We start from the raw sequence: 17,801 nt of genomic DNA, 5'->3' as shown, positions 1-17,801 counted from the left end.
CTTACCAAAAAGCATCTGAATTTGCAAAATAAATATCAGTGTATTTAACACATAAAAACGCTTGGGATGTTCCCAAGCATTTTTAAATTGGTATTGTTAAATTAAGACATTTACTCAACTTCAATTACAAAGACATAACTTGAACTTCCTTTTTCCCACCTTGCAGAAACATCGTACACATAAATGCCTTTTTCTTTTGGCAACGGAATCACATTATCATTTATTGAAACATTTTCTGTTTTTTCATTGGTAAGCCATTGATTTACATTTAATGTATCCTCTTGCGGTTTGTTTTTAAACCCTATTTTCAGTTTAGATTGCGGAGATACAACAATAGGTTTTATGTCTTGATTTTTAATGATTTCTGGCGGAGAACTTGCATCAGCACAAACTGAATTAATTAATCCATCCCAACAATACGAACCTTGTACTACTCCAACCTTTTTATCTCCGACAGTTATTGTTGGTGAAGGTGGTTTTACACTAAATAGCCCTATAACGAAATAAATCCCAACTGCTAACAGAATTAACACTATTATAGTAATTAAAGACTTTTTCATATTCTTCCCCTTTTAATGAGTGATGCCTCATTAATCAAATATTTCAGGTAATCTATCTATTAAGTTTAACATTTAATCCAAAAACCCTAAGATGAAGTTCAAGTAGATTTAGCATTGCAATTAGCAACTCAATTTTCATCCTGACAATAGTTATTGTCACATTGTTATTTAGCGTGCGATTTCAACTACTTTTTTATGGATATTCTAACATAAAACACTGATATATAGGCAAAAATAGACGGTTAAATCAGTATGCGATTTAACCCTCTATTTACTATGCTATTTAGAATATTTCTCCACAAAAACTGAACTACTTAAGTATAATCCCTTATGCTTCTTTTCCAATATCAGCTATTCGATTGCTGCATATAAACCTCTTCATACGGCTGTACAATGACAAAGCCATCTCCCTCAAATCTCATTTGAATCGATTCACCACTTCCACGACCTACAAATGTTTTAAACGAAATATCCGTTTGGAACTCAGGGCGAAGATTTCCAGACCATGCAACTGTTGCATTCGGATCTGTAATCACTGGTTTTCCTGGCGTTACCCGCAATGTGAGTGGCTCATAATGAGTCGTAATCGCAAGCATTCCACTCCCCTCACAGCGAACATTGAACAATCCACCAGCCATCATACCCGCTACCCGCTTCATAAGCTTTATTTCATGCTTCAAGGATGGTTCAAAGGCAAGAAGATCATTCCCATTTACATATATTGATTCGTTCTGAAGCTGCAGGATAATAATTTTTTTCCCGCCGTCAGCCAAGTACAGTTTCCCTTGCCCATTGGCTTTCATTAACGAGGCCCCTTCGCCTGTTAACGCTTTCTTAAACATACTTCCAAGTCCATGTTCAAGGATTCCTTCTCGTTCATACTTAATTTTTCCATTATAAGCAACCATCGACCCCGCTTTTGCCCAAATCATGCCATTCAAATTTACTTCAAGCATTCTGGGAGTTTCTAACTCAAACAACCCTTCCCCTTTATCTTCTTGTTCCGTGTTTTTTATAAATTCCGCAATTGAATATTTACTCATATCCCCCACATCCTTTCGTTTATTTTTATACGTATAGGCTAGTAAAAAGGTTTCAGATTGTTAAGTTTTTGTAAATTTTCATTATAGACTTTAGGTATCTTTGTTTGCATGCTATAATTTCGATATCGTTTTCCGATATTGGTTTTCTATATTAATATGATTGGTGGTTACTATAGTGGAAGATAAAATAGTGAGAAAGCTTTTTCTAGGGTTTATCCAGATTCATATTTTACACCATGCAAAAGAACACCCTATTTTTGGAGCATGGATGCTCGAAGAACTAAGAGAGCATGGATATGTGATAAGTTCTGGAACACTTTATCCAATCCTCCACAGCATGGAGTCAGATGGTCTATTAGAAAAAGAAGAAAAAAATGTAGAAGGAAAAATTAGAAAGTATTATACCACAACAGATAAAGGAAATTCCGTTCTTATCGAAGCTCGGAACAAAGCTTATGAGCTCTTCAGAGAAATTAAGGACTAGGTGAAGGGGGAAATCATGAAAAATTTACTCGAAATTCTTTTTGTATCTACAAGACTCGGTTTGACATCTTTTGGGGGACCTGTTGCACACTTAGGTTATTTTCACGAAGAATATATCCGTCGCCGAAAATGGATGGATGAAAAAACCTATGCAGACCTAGTTGCTTTGTGTCAGTTTTTACCTGGTCCCGCTAGTAGCCAAGTCGGTATTGGGATTGGTGTTATGCGTGCAGGAGTACTTGGTGGAATCGTATCATTCCTGGGATTCACTCTTCCGTCTGTCATTGCACTCATACTTTTTGCGGTAATCCTACAAGGTTTCAATATCGGAACTGTTGGCTGGATACATGGATTAAAATTAGTGGCCGTAGCCGTTGTGGCACATGCAATTCTTGGAATGGCACAAAAACTTACCCCAGATTTAAAAAGAAAATCACTTGCACTCTTTGCATTAGTTGGAACTTTACTATGGCAAACGGCCTTTACACAGGTAGGCGTTATTCTCATTGCAGCCATTTTCGGATTTATTTTATTTAAAAATCAAACAGATAACGAGACTACCAATTTACAGTTCCCCATCTCTCGGAAATTCGCAGTTTTCTGTTTGACATTGTTTTTCGGTTTGCTCCTTCTTTTACCGATTCTAAGAGAAGTTACTTCCTTGGAATGGATTGCAATGTTTGATAGCTTTTACCGCTCAGGTTCCCTAGTTTTCGGTGGCGGACATGTTGTATTACCGCTCTTAGAACGTGAATTTGTCCCAACAGGTTGGTTAAGTGAAGAAGCATTTCTGGCTGGGTATGGTGCTGCACAAGCTGTTCCTGGACCACTCTTTACATTTGCTGCCTATCTAGGTGCTGTGATCAATGGATGGCAAGGAGGACTACTTGCAACGGTGGCTATTTTTCTACCAGCTTTTCTACTCATCTTAGGAACACTACCGTTCTGGGATTCAGTACGCCGCAACCCTAAAATTAGAGGAGCATTAATGGGGGTTAACGCAGCAGTGGTTGGAATATTGATTTCTGCTTTCTATCACCCGATTTGGACCAGTACTGTGTATGCACCAATCGATTTTGCATTCGCAGCCATTTTGTTCAGCATGCTTGTCTATTGGAAACTGCCACCTTGGATTGTAGTGGTGACAGGTGCAATTGGCGGAGCAGCTATTAGTTTGTTTTAGACTACCAGTTTGGTAGTCTTTTTAATTCATAAAAGAATAGGCTGAGACTATTGTTTCAACAATCTACCAATCTAGATGACGAAGGTATGATTAATGCTTAAACATACCATCAGTCTCGGAAACCTTTTAAACCTGCTACGATTACCACTTAATCTTACCTCAATCTTCAAAATCATTTTAGACCTGGGTACGATTCCATCTAATCGTACCCTCAGTCCCTGAAAACATTTTAATTCAGGGAACGAATACCCATATTTGTATCATCTATCAATGAACAAAGCCAACCCGAAGCTGCATTCACCTATTCCTCCTCATCGTCTCTAAACAACTCGTCCAAATACCGTTCTCTCCGATTCAAAAACCCCATTGTAATCTGATAATGCTCAGTTTCTTCATAATCGATCTGCTCAATCGGTGATGCATCAAAATTATAAATCTGAGCCCCCGGATATCCAAGTAATATAGGTGAATGGGTTGCAATGATGAATTGTGCATTTCCACCTTTAGCTAGGTCATGTATCACACGTAAAAAGGCAAGCTGCCGCGCTGGAGATAATGCCGCCTCAGGTTCATCCAAAAGATAAATACTTTGATCACCAAACCGATTTAAAAATAATGACAAAAACGACTCCCCATGGGATTGTTCATGCAACGACCTTCCCCCATATCCCTCATAGTTAAAAGTAGGATCCTCCTCGGCCAATTGATCCAAATACGAGGCAAAGTGGAAAAAACTTTCTGCCCGTAAAAAGAAGCCCTGATTAATTTTTGGCATCCATGAGAGTCGAATATACTCACTTAATGCTGGGGACGCCTCTTCAAAATTGTAGGAATTGTTTCTTCCCCCTCCACCGCTATTAAACCCGCACTGGTGGGCAATTGCTTCTAGCAAAGTGGACTTTCCTGACCCATTTTCCCCTACAAAAAACGTAACAGGTTCATAGAAATCAAGTTGTTCGAAACTTCTAATACTGGGTATCGAAAAAGGATATTCCCGCTTATTTTGTATTTTTTCCGCTAATAATTTTACACTTCTTAAAAACAAACAAATCACCACGCTCAAGTAATAAAACCATTTTAACACGTTCGCTTTGTTCTTCCACTCATTTCTATAAAATTCGATGTTTCTCTCTTGCTAATATCTTTCAACCATGATAAGATTCAAAAAATTTATCTTTTTTGGGAGGCCTTAAAATTGAGATATGTTACGTTAACTGAAATTTATAATCACAGAATCGCGCAAAAATACCTATCTCGTTCTGGGAAGGCTCACGCTATTGCTTGTGCTTACCACGCATTCAAAATGGCCAAGCAGCAAAATGTTTCTGTCGATCTTGCTACAAAGGCAGCTTTACTGCATGATATGGGACATTATACTTGGTATAAGAATGGTAAATGGGATTATAGCATGTACAAGGAAAATGATATTCATGCCATTAAAGGGGCAGAACGAGCTCATAAATTATTGATTCGATTAGGTGAAAATCCGAAGTATGCCAAGGAAATTGCTTATGCGATACTATTCCACACGGACTCCTATATCGAAGAAGGTTTCATCAAGCGTACGCCAATCCAAGCCATCACAAAGCTTGCGGATGAACTTGATGAAGAAGAGGGTGGCCTTCACCACTATCGTGAGATTGATGAGGATAAAGCGAAGAAAATGATTGAGCGATTAGATGCCTTAGTTGAAGAAGAAATCGGCAAACACCAATAAATTCACGCCAAATAAAATAAGCCCAAGAGAAAATGCTTTATTCGCTTTCTCCTGGACCTCGTTTCATTTTTATATAGCCCAATCACCTTTTCTGAAAATCGGAACGACTGTACCATCTTGTTTAATGCCGTCTATATCCATATCACTTGAACCAATCATAAAATCGACATGAACAGTTGACACGTTTAGGCCATTTTCTTTTAGTTCTTCTTCATTCATTTTCGTGCCACCCTGTAGATTTGTAGGGTACGCTGCACCGATTGCAAGGTGATTTGACGCATTTTCATCAAATAATGTATTAAAGAATGTAATACCTGACTGAGAAATTGGTGATGGGTCTGGTACTAATGCTACCTCTCCTAGACCTGTTCCACCCTCATTATCAAATACGAGCTTCTTCATAATTTCATCTCCCGTTTCCGCTGAGATGTCAACAATTTTACCATCTTTAAAATGAACCTCAATGCCTTCAATTAATGTGCCTGCATAGCTTAATGGTTTCGTGCTTCGAACTACACCATCCATACGACGTGTATCTGGTGCCGTATACACCTCTTCAGTTGGCATATTTGCGATAAATTCTTCTTCTTTCGGATTATAACTTCTAGCACTTTCCCAAATATGATTCTTTGGTAAACCTAGTTTTAAATCAGTACCTGGTGCCCGATAGTGCAATGCATCAAATTGGATTTCATTTAATTTAGCTGCTTTTTCATTTAAGATTTTTGTATGTTCATCCCATGCAGCAACAGGGTCTTCCTCATACACTCGGCATGTTTTGAAAATTTGATCCCATAGTGCATCAACCTGCTCCTCAGTTGTTGAGAGGTCTGGGAATACTTTAGCCGCCCACCCTGCTCCAGCAGCAGCTGCAACTGTCCATTTTAAATCATTGTTTTGGGTCGCAACCCGTTGTACTTTGAAAGCCTTTGCAGCTTTGTTTTGATAGGCAGAAATTTTAGCAGAATCAACCCCACTTAAAAAGCCTGGGTCACTTGAAACGATTGAAAGTCGACATACCTTGTGGTTAAGAACATGATCATCTGATTCTTGAATTTCATATTCAGGAATATCAGTTAACACTTCTTTAGGCTGGTGCAGATAATGTTCTTTTGTAATTTCATCGTCAGACCATTTTACAATAACCTTCTCAGCCCCTAATGCGTATGCCTCTTTTGTCACAAGGCGAGCAAGTGGAGCCTGATCTACCGTGATTGTCATCTTAACCCAATCACCTTTTTGCACATTAAGTCCGTTAGCTACTAAAAGCTTCGCATACTTTTTTAAGTTCTCCTCAAAGTGTGGAAGAGCCATCTTATTACCCCCAATAAAATATGTATACCATTATACTAGCATAACACACATTTAAAATCCTAATGAATTAAAGAACCCCTCAGCGTAGAGATACCATTTTCCAAATATCCCTTTAAACAAGAAAGCATATACATCCATCCCTCTTTTTGACCTAACAAAGTATTCACAATTTCAGGGTCTTTGGTGTTAAAACCTGATTCTGTTACCTCGAGCACAACGCTTCCATTTTGCTCTTTTCGCAAGTAAAAAGTTACTGTCGTTTCCTGCTCACCTTCCCCCCATTTGTACACAATCCTTTTATCTTGTTCTACCTCTACTACTTTAATGGTTAATTCGGCATTATATTCCTGATAAATCCATGTAATTTTCTTTCCTTCTTCTAATCGGCTTGACCCAGATGAAAACCAGTAGTTTCCGATTTTTTCTGGGTCTACTAATGCTTCAAACACCTCATTTGCCGACCTATTAATTCGCATTTTTGATGTTATTTCAGAGATCATATAACAGCTCACCTTTCTGGAGGATATTAATTACACGATAGAATTCCATAATATATACTTAATACGGTTCACTTCCCAACCAATGTACGATGCTCCATCAATAGCCGTAACCATTGTGCTGGCCTAGCTGCAAATTCAACTTTATTCTTGCTATAAGGTGTCAAATATAAATGCCAACTGAGTGCACGCTGTACACATGCCAATTCATCAGATATCCGTAACGCTCTGTCTAATTCCTTCATAGGTGCAAATTTTGTCCAAGGCTCTAAATAAAATGGGCGAAATTCTTCAACAACTTTAAGCCAATCGGATTCTACCTTGATCAAAGCATCAAGCGCATGCCAGAAGATACGAGTACTAAAAAATGGATGCGAAACAGATGTATCGCCCCAGTCAAAAAACGAGATGTTCTCATTAACTAGTCTTATATTATTTGAATGAAGGTCCCCATGCTCTATTGAAGCAGGTACTATCGACCCCAAATAATCACACATCTCGAAAAATTCAGGTTGGAGAGACATGACTTTTTTCGTTTCTTCCTCTGAGAGTCCTGTTCGACACATGTCTAGTAAATACTGCTCAATTTCTTGTTTTAGTATTGGAATCCTTCGGTCAGGTACACCCAGTGCAAGAAGGCTTTCCACATTATTCGTTTGGATAATCTGTAATTCTGCATATTCTTGTATTGCTCGTTGCCAAAGAACTTTTTCCTTTAGCTTCCGAAGGGGTTGCCCTTTTAGATCCTTCATTAGGAACCAACCCTCTGATTCATTTGATGCTACTATACGAGCAGTCTTACCTTTTAATGTCCCATCTAAATACTTAGACAATGATGCTTCATGTTTGGTGGCGGAACCATTTTCTTTCAAATAAAGATCTCCATTATTCGTTGGGATTCGTACAATCAAACAAAAATCAGACTCTTTAACCTTTACAATTGGCCCAGTGATTTTATAACCAGCACTTTCAACTACAGTTTGGAACCATTTTTCCGAGTGCATTTCCATAAAAATACCTCTCTTACGATTATTATATCCATACTTCTTCCACAAAGAAATGCTCCATACCTTTAATTAAGTAAAAATAAGAGCAAATCAACATCGATTTGCTCTTACTGTTACAACGTTATTTATTTCTTTAGTAAACTCGACTCAAATAAATCAATTATTTCTAAAAATCTTTCAGCTTCTCTAAAGGTGTGATCAGCTAACAGAGGATGAATATTACTTTTTATGCGACAGGCCTCAATTAGCTCCCTCGCAGTTTTCTTAAAATCTCTTAATGAGGCAACTGATACTCTATTTTGATCTAAAAACTGAGTTAAAATTGGTTTTGTTTCCGACTGTGGTCGCATTGAATCTAAGTCAATTGCTTGAAATAACAATTGATCGAAATCATGACTGAACTCTCTAGCTTGGTCAACAAGCTTTCGTTCCGAAGGGTCTAACAAATGTCCGATAAATTTTGCATGATCAGCCATAATTCGAAGGAAAAACACATTTTCCTGAATAATAGCTTCTGGTTTTGGCGCAAGAATTCCTTGATTAAGTTCTTTTAACCGATTAGCAAAATAGGCTGCTTCCCTGCTAATATGATCAACTAACAAAGGGTAATTGTTTGTTCTAATCTCACAACGTAAAGTTAACCCTAATACCTTTCTTTTATAAGCCCATATAGAAGCAGCAGCTTGGTACACTTCATTATTAAACGCTTGCACTTGCTGTAATTCCGAATTAACCGAAAACCGAGCTAGCTTTTCCTCAATTCTTTCAAACACTGTAATAAAATTCTTTGCTTCATTAATTAATTGTTGTTGTTCATACGTAAAACCCAAACTCAAAAACAAAGCGTGCTCCTTCATTATTCTAGACCAAAATCTAATCTCATCTAATGACCTGGTAACAATTGGATCGGCCATCTCCCACCCTCCCTTATTCTCACCCTTCCTTTACATAGATATGATGGTACGGATTGTACTCATTCAATGATTAATATATAAAAAAAAGCAAACCATTCATTGGTTTGCTTACTAGTCTATTGGGACTTGCAACTTGAACCGTAACTCGTCCTTGCTTAGATCAAACGTTTCGACCGCTACCTTCGTATCGCTTTTCATTTTCATTTCCGACAAATAGACATAGATATCTTGTTTTTTCGAATCAATTTGAACCCATTCTGGAAGATTATAATAGTCGTTAATATACCTAAGTACAAAGGAAACAGGTAAGCTTACTTGACCCACGGTAAAAGCCTCCTGTTGTAATCGTAAATCCCCATTTTCAATTACCTCAGGTTTAAATGTCATAACCATATCAATTTCTTTCCCGAATACAGTAATCGTTCCAAGGAGCATCACCCGCTCCGTTAACAAAACCTTGTAATTTAGAGGGTTATCCTTTGCTTCTTTTTTCAAAAAGCTATTGATTACTCTCGTTAAGTCCTCTTTATTGGTTTCGACTGACAGATTTACATGATCTGTAGATACGACATTTTCCTTCGGGGCCACTTCTTTATTCGGTGCGAAAAGCAACCCAAAAAAGATAAGTACACACACGAGATTAAGCGCTAGCAGTGTGAGAAAAAGAAACTTCCATTTATTTTTTACCTTCATCAAAGACCCCCTCTACGAAGGAAATCACTCTTTTATGATTGCTTCAAAAATCCTCTCACTCATTATTTCATACCCTTTTGCGTTTGGATGAAACTCATCTTCTGATAAAAGATTATCACTCGTTTGACTAAAAACATCGTCTACGACTACAAATTTAGTATGGTCAAATGTTGAAAGAATTCTTTCGCTACCTTCGTTCCAATTGTCTACAATTGTATTAATTTCCGTAGAAAGGTCAATAAACCAACCAAACGGATTGTACAGCCCAACCAGTACGATTTCGGCTTCACTATTATGGATTCTAATATTTTCGAGGACTTTTTGTAAGCGAACCTCATATTTAGCCTGTTCTTTCTCAAACACATGTAATGATAAATCAAAAAGGTTCTCTTTCACAATTTTCATTATATCATTTCCACCTATAGTAATGATAATGATGTCAGCATCCGCAATCCCTTCTTGAACTTCCTCATTCTGCAATCGATTTAGAAGGTCCGTTGTTTTATGACCTTTCACACCAAAATTCTGGAGAGTAACCGATTTTACATCTTTTTCACTAATTAGCTTTTCCTCCAGTAACGAAGTATAGCCCCCCTGCTTCGTTTCATCACCGACACCCTTTGTTAATGAATCGCCAATTGATGCAATGCGAAGTTCTCTAGGGATAAAATCATCCGGGACTTCACTCTTTGGAGATAGACCTGTATCATGGTCGCTGGTGGCTGTACCTGTTGTTGTTGCAGCTATTCCACCTGAACAACCACTTAATAATAAACTAGTGATAATAATGGCTAATAACGGTTTGTTCAACTTGCTCACCACATTTCTTTCCAGACTGTTGTCTACAAGTTTAGTATTATAGCATACGTAAAAAAACCTTTAAGGATTCATGTTTCGTTGAAATATCTTCTATTCAAAGTAATAATTTCAATCTTCATAAAAGTTTGACCAATTCATTGAATAGATGATGAAAAAAGACGTCTAAATGGACGTCTTCACTACATTGCTTGGTGTTCCGCTACGTTTTTTGCTCCGAGCGTTAGCGTGTGAATGGTAATTTCAGGATTGCTTCGAACGCGAATATTAACGCCTGTCTGACCTAATCCCTCGTTTATATAAAACGGTTTTCCATCATGTGTATGAAAACCTTTTATCATCTTCATTCTAACAAGTTTCCCCATTTTCACCAAGTGATAAGGCTTCGGGTAACAAATTTGTCCACCGTGAAAATGGCCAGATAAGAGATAATCAAAATGATACTCCTTCATCTGCAAAACAAGATTTGGGTCGTGAGTTAACACAAGATTATATCCCGCTTTTAATGATGAATAAGAATCTACTAGATTGCTCCGTTTCGAACTAAAATCATCAATCCCAATCAAATTCAAACGATGACCATGAATCAGAAGTGAATCATTTTCATTTTGAAATGTTCTCACCCCATGTTCCTCTAATAACTGTTTTAGTTTTTCAAAGTTTTTCTTTCGTAAAAAATAATCATGATTTCCAAATACAGCATAAATACCATGTGAAGGTTCAATCTTATTTAGTATGTCTAGATACGGGATGAGTTTTGGAATACTGCGTTGACGATCCAAGAAGTCACCAGTTATGGCTATTAGGTCAATTTTTTCATGTTTCACTTGTCGGTATAATTCATCAGGAGTAATCGATAGATTTTCAAGATGTAAGTCTGATAGGTGGAGAACATTGACTTGTGTTGGGTTCACATATTGTTGTTCTGGGTTTACAGAAATTTTGTTAACAACCACTTTATACGTATTTTTATTAGCTTTTCTAAGAAAATAGAAAACTACTATGATAGCGATAAGAGCGATAAAAATTTTCACAAAAAAACACCACCTTTTCTCCTTCCATTATAGATAATAGAATTCGAAAAAAGCAGTGGTAATGAATGGATACCTAAGAATTACAAATCAAAATACTAAGTCATATAGGCGCCAGATTTAGACCTAAATGAAGTGGGTCATAAAGTCGCTGCCACGGCGTTTCTAGTCATTGATCTTATTGATCGAAATTTCCCTTTTAAAATCTGTGGCATTCGTCGAGGTTCTAATTTTATTCAGCTAGTGTCTTTTCTATATTCATCCCACTTATGAAGTTTGAGACCTTTCTGAATAAAGTTTATACAATGTATCTTTAGACATAAATAAATACATCGGCTGTCTACGGATACTTTGCGCTGACATATTTGAAACTGCCATACAATACATGGGAAGAAATACAATTAATTTAAACCAAAGATAGATTTTGTTTGATATCGCTACAGTTTCAAAACCAAGTCGTTTGCTGCCTTTGTTTAGTGCAGTAATACCAATAAGTCCCTTTATCTCATCCCTTTTTGGATGGTTAAGTAAATACTCGGCTACCCCAGGTAACGCCTGCTTCACTTGCTTGTATATCATTCTAGCCTTCGAAGTTTCTCCTTGAATGCAAATCAACTCTCTAAGTAAAACTACATTATGCAAATGAATTTTTATTAATAAATCGTTTTTCTTTATTTCGGTTCCATCAGCAAGAATGCAGGAACGTCCTTTATATTTTGTTACTTTAACCCGCAAAATCTCTTTATTCTCTACATATGTAAGTCTTGTAAGTCCATAATAAATCGGATCAAGAATTGTCCAAATAGTAATCACGCACAGCTTCATTTTTGCGAGCATGGATGCATCCCCTTAACAATCATTTACAGTTTCATTTTCTCTATTTTAATTGAAAATTATTTTGGAAAAGTAAGGCAAGATAAAAGTAGAAACTTTTAAAAAAACTATGTACATTCAATAAAATTTGAAAGGATGTATTTGATATGGAAAAAGATCATGAAAAACAACAGAATTCAAAACAAGAATTCCCAGAACAAATCTCAAGTGGCTGTATGACATTTACTAGTCACGAGTTGTTCTGGAAAGAACTAGAAACCATCGTTGTTGACGGCGTTGAATCTGCAGAGGATTGAGAGGTAAGCAAAAAGGACTCCGGCTAGGAGTCCTATTACAATCAACTATTGTACTTTCTTTATGTCTGCGATAATTTCTTCATATGGAGTATCTGAAACTCCATCATAATCCTTTAACACTGTTCCATTTTGGTCTACCAAATAGAACTTAGTCATATGCACCACCTGGTCTTCACCCTCTGGTTTTGCAACTAAGGCAGCAAAGCTGTCTTTTGCAAATACTGTGATTTCATTCATTGTATATCCAGTTAATAAATGCCAGTTTGATAAATCATCCGAATAGCTTTCTGCATATTCCTTCAGCATTTCAGGCGTATCAACTTCTGGGTCAACTGAAAAGGAAACAAATTCAACATCTAGATCCTCTTCTTTTACCATTCCTTGAAGCTTAGCCATATGTGCGGTCATTGGTGGACACACCGTGTCACACTGTGTAAAGATCATATCCGCTATCCATACTTTTCCTTCTAAATCTTTAAGGCTAAAATCCTCGCCATTCTGATCTACATAGGAGAAATCGGAAACCTCATAGTTCAGCGGATTTGCGATACCACTATTTCCACAAGCAGCTAAAATAAAAATAAGGGCAATCATAACAAAAAATTTTATTCTTTTCACGTTTTCACCTACATTCGTCATTTTTCCATTCAATATCTCATTTTAAAGAATATGTGACAAACTTACAACAAAATAGCTGTGAACAATTTTCGAACATATCAAACAGCTTGTCATCATAAAATGGACAAGGAGAGTGAGTTTTGGGAGGTTATCGGTTATGAGGTTCTATTATACTGGTTGGAAAGGTTTTTATTCAAATGCCTAAAATTATTATTACCTACATATGTATTGTAATCGGCGCATTTTTACAGGGGCTCGGTATGTCCTTATTTTTATTTCCTCATAATATTCCTTCCGGTGGTGCTGCGGGGCTTGCGATACTAATGAATCACTGGGTTCAATTGCCTCTAGGCATATCCCTTTGGATAGTCAATTTTTCCTTTTTAATTCTTGCTTTAAAATACTTTGGGTTTTCATGGACGGTAAAAACGATGATTGCCGTGACGATTACTTCAGTGACAGTGAGTTATGTATCTACTCTTGGATCCTTCTTAACCCCGTTCTTCTGGCTGGATCTATTAAGTGGGGCAGTGATTTTTGGTGTTGGAGTCGGACTTTTAATCCGAAGTGGTTCATCCAGTGGCGGAATGGTTATTCCAACATTAATGATTGCTCAATACAATGATTGGTCTCCTGGTAAAGTCATGCTATGGTTAAACTTTTGCATTTTCTTATTAACAGCATCAGTAATCGATATCCCTATCGTTTTTTATGCGATTATATGCCAAACAGTATCAACTAATATTATTGATGTAATCTATCATCTTAGAGCACCTTCGTTTATCAATACACCATCACTGGGGTGGAGAAAAAAATAAAGTAAGAAAGCCAAATGTACTTTCTTACTTCAACAGAATTTCCCTCTCTTTTAAATAGTTAATAATTGTTCCAACTGATTGTGAAATGGTTAATTTATCTGTCTCTAAAATCAACTCTGGACGATAGGGTTCTTCGTATGGAGAGCTTATTCCTGTAAATTCGGATATCTCTCCATTCCTTGCTTTTTTATATAAACCCTTTGGATCACGATTTTCACAAATAGTAATTGGACATTTCACATATACTTCGATAAATTCGCCGTCAGGAAACAAGGCTCTCACCTGATCTCGATCCTCTCGAAACGGTGAAATGAATGCTGTTGAAACGATTTGCCCACTATCAACAAATAGCTTTGATACCTCACCTATCCTACGTATATTTTCTTTCCTGTCCTGTTTGCTAAATCCTAGGCCAGCATTTAATCCATGACGAATATTGTCACCATCAAGGACATAGCTTTGTACATTTAGTGAGAAAAGTTCTTTGTCAAGGGCATTTGCTAATGAGGATTTACCTGAACCTGATAGTCCAGTAAACCAAATCACACAGCTTTTATGTTGATTTTGTTGTTGTCGCTCATTCTTCGTAATTGTTGATTGATGCCATATAATATATTGTTCTTCGCCCATATTTCCCACCTTATATCTTTGTGTATTGTTCTGCCATTCCTCTAATGAGGACTTCAACTACTTCTGGTCTACTAAATTCCTTTGGTGGTTTTTTACCCGCTTTTAGCATTTCACGTACCTTTGTGCCGGATAATATGACATGGTCTTCTTTACTATGAGGACATGTTTTTGCGGACGCCATATTCCCACATTTTCTACAGAAAAAACTATGCTCAAAAAACAATGGCAAAATTCCTAGTTCATCTTCTGTAAAATGACTAAAAATTGTTTGTGAATCATATGTTCCGTAATAATTTCCCACTCCTGCATGATCCCGACCGACTATAAAGTGAGTACAACCATAATTCTTCCTTACTAGAGCATGAAAAATCGCTTCTCTTGGCCCAGCATAACGCATTGCAGCCGGAAATACCGATAAGAACACTCTGTTTTTCGGGTAATATTTTTCTAGGAGAACCATATAGCTTTCCATTCTAATATCACTTGGAATATCGTCCGATTTCGTTTCTCCGACTAATGGATTTAAAAATAATCCATCTACAACTTCTAATGCAGATTTTTGAATATACTCGTGTGCTCGGTGGACTGGATTTCTTGTTTGAAATCCGACTACTTTCTTCCAACCAAGATGCTCAAACACCGCTCTTGTTTCGATGGGGTCCAAGTAAAAGGTTTCAAACCTTTCCTTTTTTGGACGCTTTATCATTTGAATCGGACCCGCAATATACACACTTGGTCTTTCATACAATCGTTTAACCCCCGGATGTGCATCTTCCGTCGTACGATACACATTAAAGGCTTCTGCTTCTTTATTTGGTACATACTTTTCAGACACTTCTATGACCCCATAAGCCTTACCATTTTGTACTAATTGAACCTTTTCTCCAATTGAGATCTTCTTCGCCGTTGCCTTATCAACCGCCAAAGTGATAGGAATTGACCACGGTAAACCGTTTGAAAGTCTCATTGAGTGTAGAATCGATTCATAGTCTTCTTTACCTATAAACCCCTCAAGCGGACTATATGCCCCAACTGCTATTAATTCCAAATCACTTAACTCCATGTTGCTCAGTTCAATTTGTTTATCAATGTCTTCAACATTTAAAGTTGGATTGAAACGATTTACCAGCGAACCGCCATGCGGCGTACTTAATGACACTTTAAAAACCTCCATTACCTATTTCGTTATTTCACATGTAAACCGCATTCTGTTTTATCAGAATTGGCCCATCTTCCTGAACGCAAATCTCCATTCAATACTCGATTTGTGCATGGTGCACAACCAATACTTGGATAATCTTTGTCATGCAACTCATTGTAGGGGAGATTGTTCAGCTTAATATATGTCCAAACATCGTCCCAAGTCCAATGAATAAGGGGACAGATTTTAATGTTCTTAAATTTTTCATCTTTGTTTAGGTATTCCGTATTTTTGCGGGTTGGCCCCTGTTCTCTCCGTAGTCCCGAAATCCAAGCCTTGGTAGATGTTAAAACTTCATGTAGAGGTTCAATTTTTCGAATCTGACAACATAAATTAGGATTGGTTTTCCATAGCTCATCCCCGTGCTTTTTTGCCTGCTCTTCTAGGTTTAAGGCAGGTTTTTTTAGTTCAATATTTAGAGTAGGATACTTTTCTTTGATCTTATCAATGAGTTCATACGTTTCTTTGAAATGAAGTCCTGTATCTAGAAAGACAATTCTGGCAGCCTTATTGACCTTAGCAATCAAATCAATGAGCACTATACCCTCTGCTCCAAAGCTACATGCGTAGACGATGTCTTCTGCTGCATATGTTCGATATGCCCATTTTAAAATGTCATAATAATCTTTGTTGCTGTTGACAACGTCCTTTACCCTTTTCTCACTCCAATTTTCATATGTGATGACGCTCAATCTTGTGTTCCTCCTCTCTCACGTTGATCGTTAGCAACTGATTATTTTTAATCTCTAGCTGGTTCATATTATTGATAGCTCCGAATGTAAGACAGGATACACATGCCCGTATCCAAGAACCATGACCAAATACTAAAATTGACTCAAAATCCTTGTATTTGTATAAAAATGTGTGCACCCTTTTTTCCAAGTTCGAAATCTTTTCCCCAAGCATGATTTCACCTGGACGTGTAAACCACTCATCTTTATACGTTTCGATGAGAAGCTTCTTTTCTTTCCCTTCAAATTCTCCAAAATGAAGCTCATTTAACAGTGGCTCTATTTTAAAACTGTTATATCCATAGGACTTTGCTGTTTGTTGAGTGCGGGTTAATTCACTTGTTAAAATCAATGAGTATGTTGGTTTTAACAATTTTTTATTGGTTTCGATCGCCTTCTTGTTTGCGTCAGCAAGTTCTAAAATAGGAATATCCTTGCTACCCTGGAGAACCCCCTTTTCATTCCATTCAGTAGGAAGATGCCTGATTAAGGTAAGTTCCATGTCTTTTCACCCAGGAAAAATGTTTCGCTTCGTAGTCCGAGTCTTTGTGCCTCTAAAACCAGTACATCGTTAATTTTCACATTGCCGAGGTTGACATTTGTTCCAAACTGATTAATAAAAAACATTTGGTGTTTAGGTGTTGGGGCTTCAAATATCACCTTATTTACGTCAATATTTTGGGAAATTTGATTAATTAGATCCATGTTCACATTGCCCGAACGATTGTAAATACCTGCTGTCCCTGAGTCTCTCCCCTCAGTAATAACATACTTACAACCTGTTGCCAGCAATAAATTAATCTCATGTTCCCACTCAGATAAAGGCATTTCTTTATCTTGATCTTTAGACCCAACCTCTGCAATTACATTAAAATGCTGCTTTAGTTTTTTGATTAATGAAATTCTCTTATGAAGTGGGATGTCAATTGTTCCATTTGAGACCTCAATCCATTCAATCCCTAGCTTTTGTAAACTTAGTACATATTCGTCAAGTTTCTCTTGTACAAAGCATTTTTCAAAAAGAGTACCGCCACAATAAGGAATGACATTGTATTTTTTATAGAGGTTGATTTTTTCTTGTAGGTTCGGGGTCACATAGGCGGAGCCAATCCCAATTTTCGCGATATCGATATAGGTATGATAATCCTGTAAATAAGCCTCTAATTGACCTAACGGAGTACCAAAATCAGCGATTGAGGTAAGTCCATAACTACGTTCTCCCTGTGTTCGTATAGGAACATCTAAAAAATCCATAGGAATAACTCCTCCTTAGTTCAGCGTAAGGATAAAAAATCCTCACTACATTTGCCCAATTTTTCATAGGCTTCTGTTCTATTTCCATTACAAATACCCATCATCTTACAGTTGATATGTTATTCAAAAATAGGTAAAGGGTGTATAGATTGGGCTTTTCT

At 37.1% G+C, this 17,801-nt stretch carries 22 protein-coding genes; 5 read left to right on the top strand and 17 right to left on the bottom strand.

Features of this window, described 5'->3' with window-relative positions; translation table 11 throughout:
- Window positions 1-110: 110 nt before the first annotated feature.
- Both NST91_RS10915 and NST91_RS10910 read right to left on the bottom strand, forming a co-directional pair.
- Entirely contained in the window at window positions 111-560 is a 450-nt protein-coding gene (locus NST91_RS10915) for a hypothetical protein (RefSeq protein WP_341331138.1), read from the bottom strand.
- 347 nt (window positions 561-907) lie between these two features.
- The gene (locus tag NST91_RS10910) at window positions 908-1,603 is read right to left on the bottom strand and encodes an AIM24 family protein (protein ID WP_341331137.1); all 696 of its coding nucleotides are present in this window, start codon (window positions 1,601-1,603) and stop codon (window positions 908-910) included.
- A gap of 175 nt (window positions 1,604-1,778) precedes the next feature.
- On the opposite strand from NST91_RS10910, the gene NST91_RS10905 reads away from it, so the two are divergent.
- Both NST91_RS10905 and NST91_RS10900 read left to right on the top strand, forming a co-directional pair.
- Window positions 1,779-2,087: a PadR family transcriptional regulator gene (locus NST91_RS10905; RefSeq protein WP_341331136.1), complete on the top strand. Its 309-nt coding sequence runs from the start codon at window positions 1,779-1,781 to the stop codon at window positions 2,085-2,087.
- Between the two features lie 15 nt (window positions 2,088-2,102).
- Complete coding sequence (locus NST91_RS10900) at window positions 2,103-3,269, top strand: chromate transporter (protein WP_341331135.1); 1,167 nt, start codon at window positions 2,103-2,105, stop codon at window positions 3,267-3,269.
- Window positions 3,270-3,570: 301 nt separating this feature from the next.
- Here the strand turns inward: NST91_RS10900 and NST91_RS10895 are convergent, their stop codons facing one another.
- Window positions 3,571-4,314: an AAA family ATPase gene (locus NST91_RS10895; protein WP_341331134.1), complete on the bottom strand. Its 744-nt coding sequence runs from the start codon at window positions 4,312-4,314 to the stop codon at window positions 3,571-3,573.
- 150 nt (window positions 4,315-4,464) lie between these two features.
- Between NST91_RS10895 and NST91_RS10890 the strand changes: the two genes are divergently transcribed.
- Window positions 4,465-4,986 (top strand): HD domain-containing protein, encoded by a 522-nt coding sequence (locus NST91_RS10890; RefSeq protein WP_341331133.1) that lies wholly within the window; start codon window positions 4,465-4,467, stop codon window positions 4,984-4,986.
- A 69-nt stretch (window positions 4,987-5,055) separates the two neighbouring features.
- Here the strand turns inward: NST91_RS10890 and NST91_RS10885 are convergent, their stop codons facing one another.
- The 8 genes from NST91_RS10885 to NST91_RS10850 all read right to left on the bottom strand — a co-directional run bounded on the left by NST91_RS10885 (window position 5,056) and on the right by NST91_RS10850 (window position 12,095).
- A complete protein-coding gene (locus tag NST91_RS10885; RefSeq protein WP_341331132.1) occupies window positions 5,056-6,300 on the bottom strand; it encodes an aminopeptidase in 1,245 nt (414 codons plus the stop codon).
- Between the two features lie 59 nt (window positions 6,301-6,359).
- Window positions 6,360-6,800 carry an SRPBCC family protein gene (locus tag NST91_RS10880; RefSeq protein WP_341331131.1) on the bottom strand — a complete coding sequence of 147 codons (441 nt, stop codon included), beginning with the start codon at window positions 6,798-6,800 and terminating at the stop codon, window positions 6,360-6,362.
- Between the two features lie 68 nt (window positions 6,801-6,868).
- Window positions 6,869-7,807 carry a phosphotransferase gene (locus NST91_RS10875; protein WP_341331130.1) on the bottom strand — a complete coding sequence of 313 codons (939 nt, stop codon included), beginning with the start codon at window positions 7,805-7,807 and terminating at the stop codon, window positions 6,869-6,871.
- 122 nt (window positions 7,808-7,929) lie between these two features.
- Window positions 7,930-8,718 carry a DUF2935 domain-containing protein gene (locus NST91_RS10870; protein WP_341331129.1) on the bottom strand — a complete coding sequence of 263 codons (789 nt, stop codon included), beginning with the start codon at window positions 8,716-8,718 and terminating at the stop codon, window positions 7,930-7,932.
- A gap of 111 nt (window positions 8,719-8,829) precedes the next feature.
- Window positions 8,830-9,411, bottom strand: coding sequence for a YpmS family protein (locus tag NST91_RS10865; RefSeq protein ID WP_341331128.1), 582 nt, complete (start codon window positions 9,409-9,411; stop codon window positions 8,830-8,832).
- Between the two features lie 24 nt (window positions 9,412-9,435).
- The gene (locus tag NST91_RS10860) at window positions 9,436-10,221 is read right to left on the bottom strand and encodes a GDSL-type esterase/lipase family protein (RefSeq protein ID WP_341331127.1); all 786 of its coding nucleotides are present in this window, start codon (window positions 10,219-10,221) and stop codon (window positions 9,436-9,438) included.
- Between the two features lie 188 nt (window positions 10,222-10,409).
- Entirely contained in the window at window positions 10,410-11,261 is an 852-nt protein-coding gene (locus NST91_RS10855) for a metallophosphoesterase (protein ID WP_341331126.1), read from the bottom strand.
- 264 nt (window positions 11,262-11,525) lie between these two features.
- Window positions 11,526-12,095 (bottom strand): YkoP family protein, encoded by a 570-nt coding sequence (locus tag NST91_RS10850; RefSeq protein ID WP_121448271.1) that lies wholly within the window; start codon window positions 12,093-12,095, stop codon window positions 11,526-11,528.
- A gap of 143 nt (window positions 12,096-12,238) precedes the next feature.
- On the opposite strand from NST91_RS10850, the gene NST91_RS10845 reads away from it, so the two are divergent.
- Window positions 12,239-12,388, top strand: coding sequence for a hypothetical protein (locus tag NST91_RS10845; protein WP_165918238.1), 150 nt, complete (start codon window positions 12,239-12,241; stop codon window positions 12,386-12,388).
- Between the two features lie 45 nt (window positions 12,389-12,433).
- Here NST91_RS10845 and NST91_RS10840 read toward each other — a convergent pair whose 3' ends face one another.
- Window positions 12,434-13,027, bottom strand: a complete 594-nt coding sequence (locus tag NST91_RS10840) for an SCO family protein (RefSeq protein ID WP_121448270.1) — start codon at window positions 13,025-13,027, stop codon at window positions 12,434-12,436.
- Window positions 13,028-13,203: 176 nt separating this feature from the next.
- On the opposite strand from NST91_RS10840, the gene NST91_RS10835 reads away from it, so the two are divergent.
- Window positions 13,204-13,824: a YitT family protein gene (locus tag NST91_RS10835; protein WP_341331125.1), complete on the top strand. Its 621-nt coding sequence runs from the start codon at window positions 13,204-13,206 to the stop codon at window positions 13,822-13,824.
- Between the two features lie 24 nt (window positions 13,825-13,848).
- Here NST91_RS10835 and cysC read toward each other — a convergent pair whose 3' ends face one another.
- The 5 genes from cysC to NST91_RS10810 are packed head-to-tail and all read right to left on the bottom strand — an operon-like array spanning window position 13,849 to window position 17,640.
- Window positions 13,849-14,454 carry an adenylyl-sulfate kinase gene (gene cysC / locus NST91_RS10830; protein ID WP_121448268.1) on the bottom strand — a complete coding sequence of 202 codons (606 nt, stop codon included), beginning with the start codon at window positions 14,452-14,454 and terminating at the stop codon, window positions 13,849-13,851.
- Window positions 14,455-14,464: 10 nt separating this feature from the next.
- Window positions 14,465-15,613, bottom strand: a complete 1,149-nt coding sequence (gene sat, locus NST91_RS10825) for a sulfate adenylyltransferase (RefSeq protein ID WP_121448267.1) — start codon at window positions 15,611-15,613, stop codon at window positions 14,465-14,467.
- A gap of 26 nt (window positions 15,614-15,639) precedes the next feature.
- The gene (locus tag NST91_RS10820) at window positions 15,640-16,347 is read right to left on the bottom strand and encodes a phosphoadenylyl-sulfate reductase (RefSeq protein WP_341331124.1); all 708 of its coding nucleotides are present in this window, start codon (window positions 16,345-16,347) and stop codon (window positions 15,640-15,642) included.
- Window positions 16,328-16,888 (bottom strand): histidine phosphatase family protein, encoded by a 561-nt coding sequence (locus NST91_RS10815; RefSeq protein WP_341331123.1) that lies wholly within the window; start codon window positions 16,886-16,888, stop codon window positions 16,328-16,330. Before NST91_RS10815 ends, NST91_RS10820 begins: the two co-directional genes overlap by 20 nt.
- The gene (locus tag NST91_RS10810; RefSeq protein WP_341331122.1) at window positions 16,873-17,640 is read right to left on the bottom strand and encodes a phosphosulfolactate synthase; all 768 of its coding nucleotides are present in this window, start codon (window positions 17,638-17,640) and stop codon (window positions 16,873-16,875) included. The genes NST91_RS10815 and NST91_RS10810 overlap by 16 nt, the downstream gene beginning before the upstream one ends.
- Between the last annotated feature and the right edge of the window lie 161 nt (window positions 17,641-17,801).

Source organism: Ferdinandcohnia sp. FSL W7-1320, from assembly GCF_038050315.1.
Classification (GTDB): Bacteria; Bacillota; Bacilli; order Bacillales; family Bacillaceae_L; genus Ferdinandcohnia; species Ferdinandcohnia aciditolerans.
Note: the sequence above shows the minus strand (reverse complement) of the source record. Positions and strands in the feature narration are given on the sequence as shown.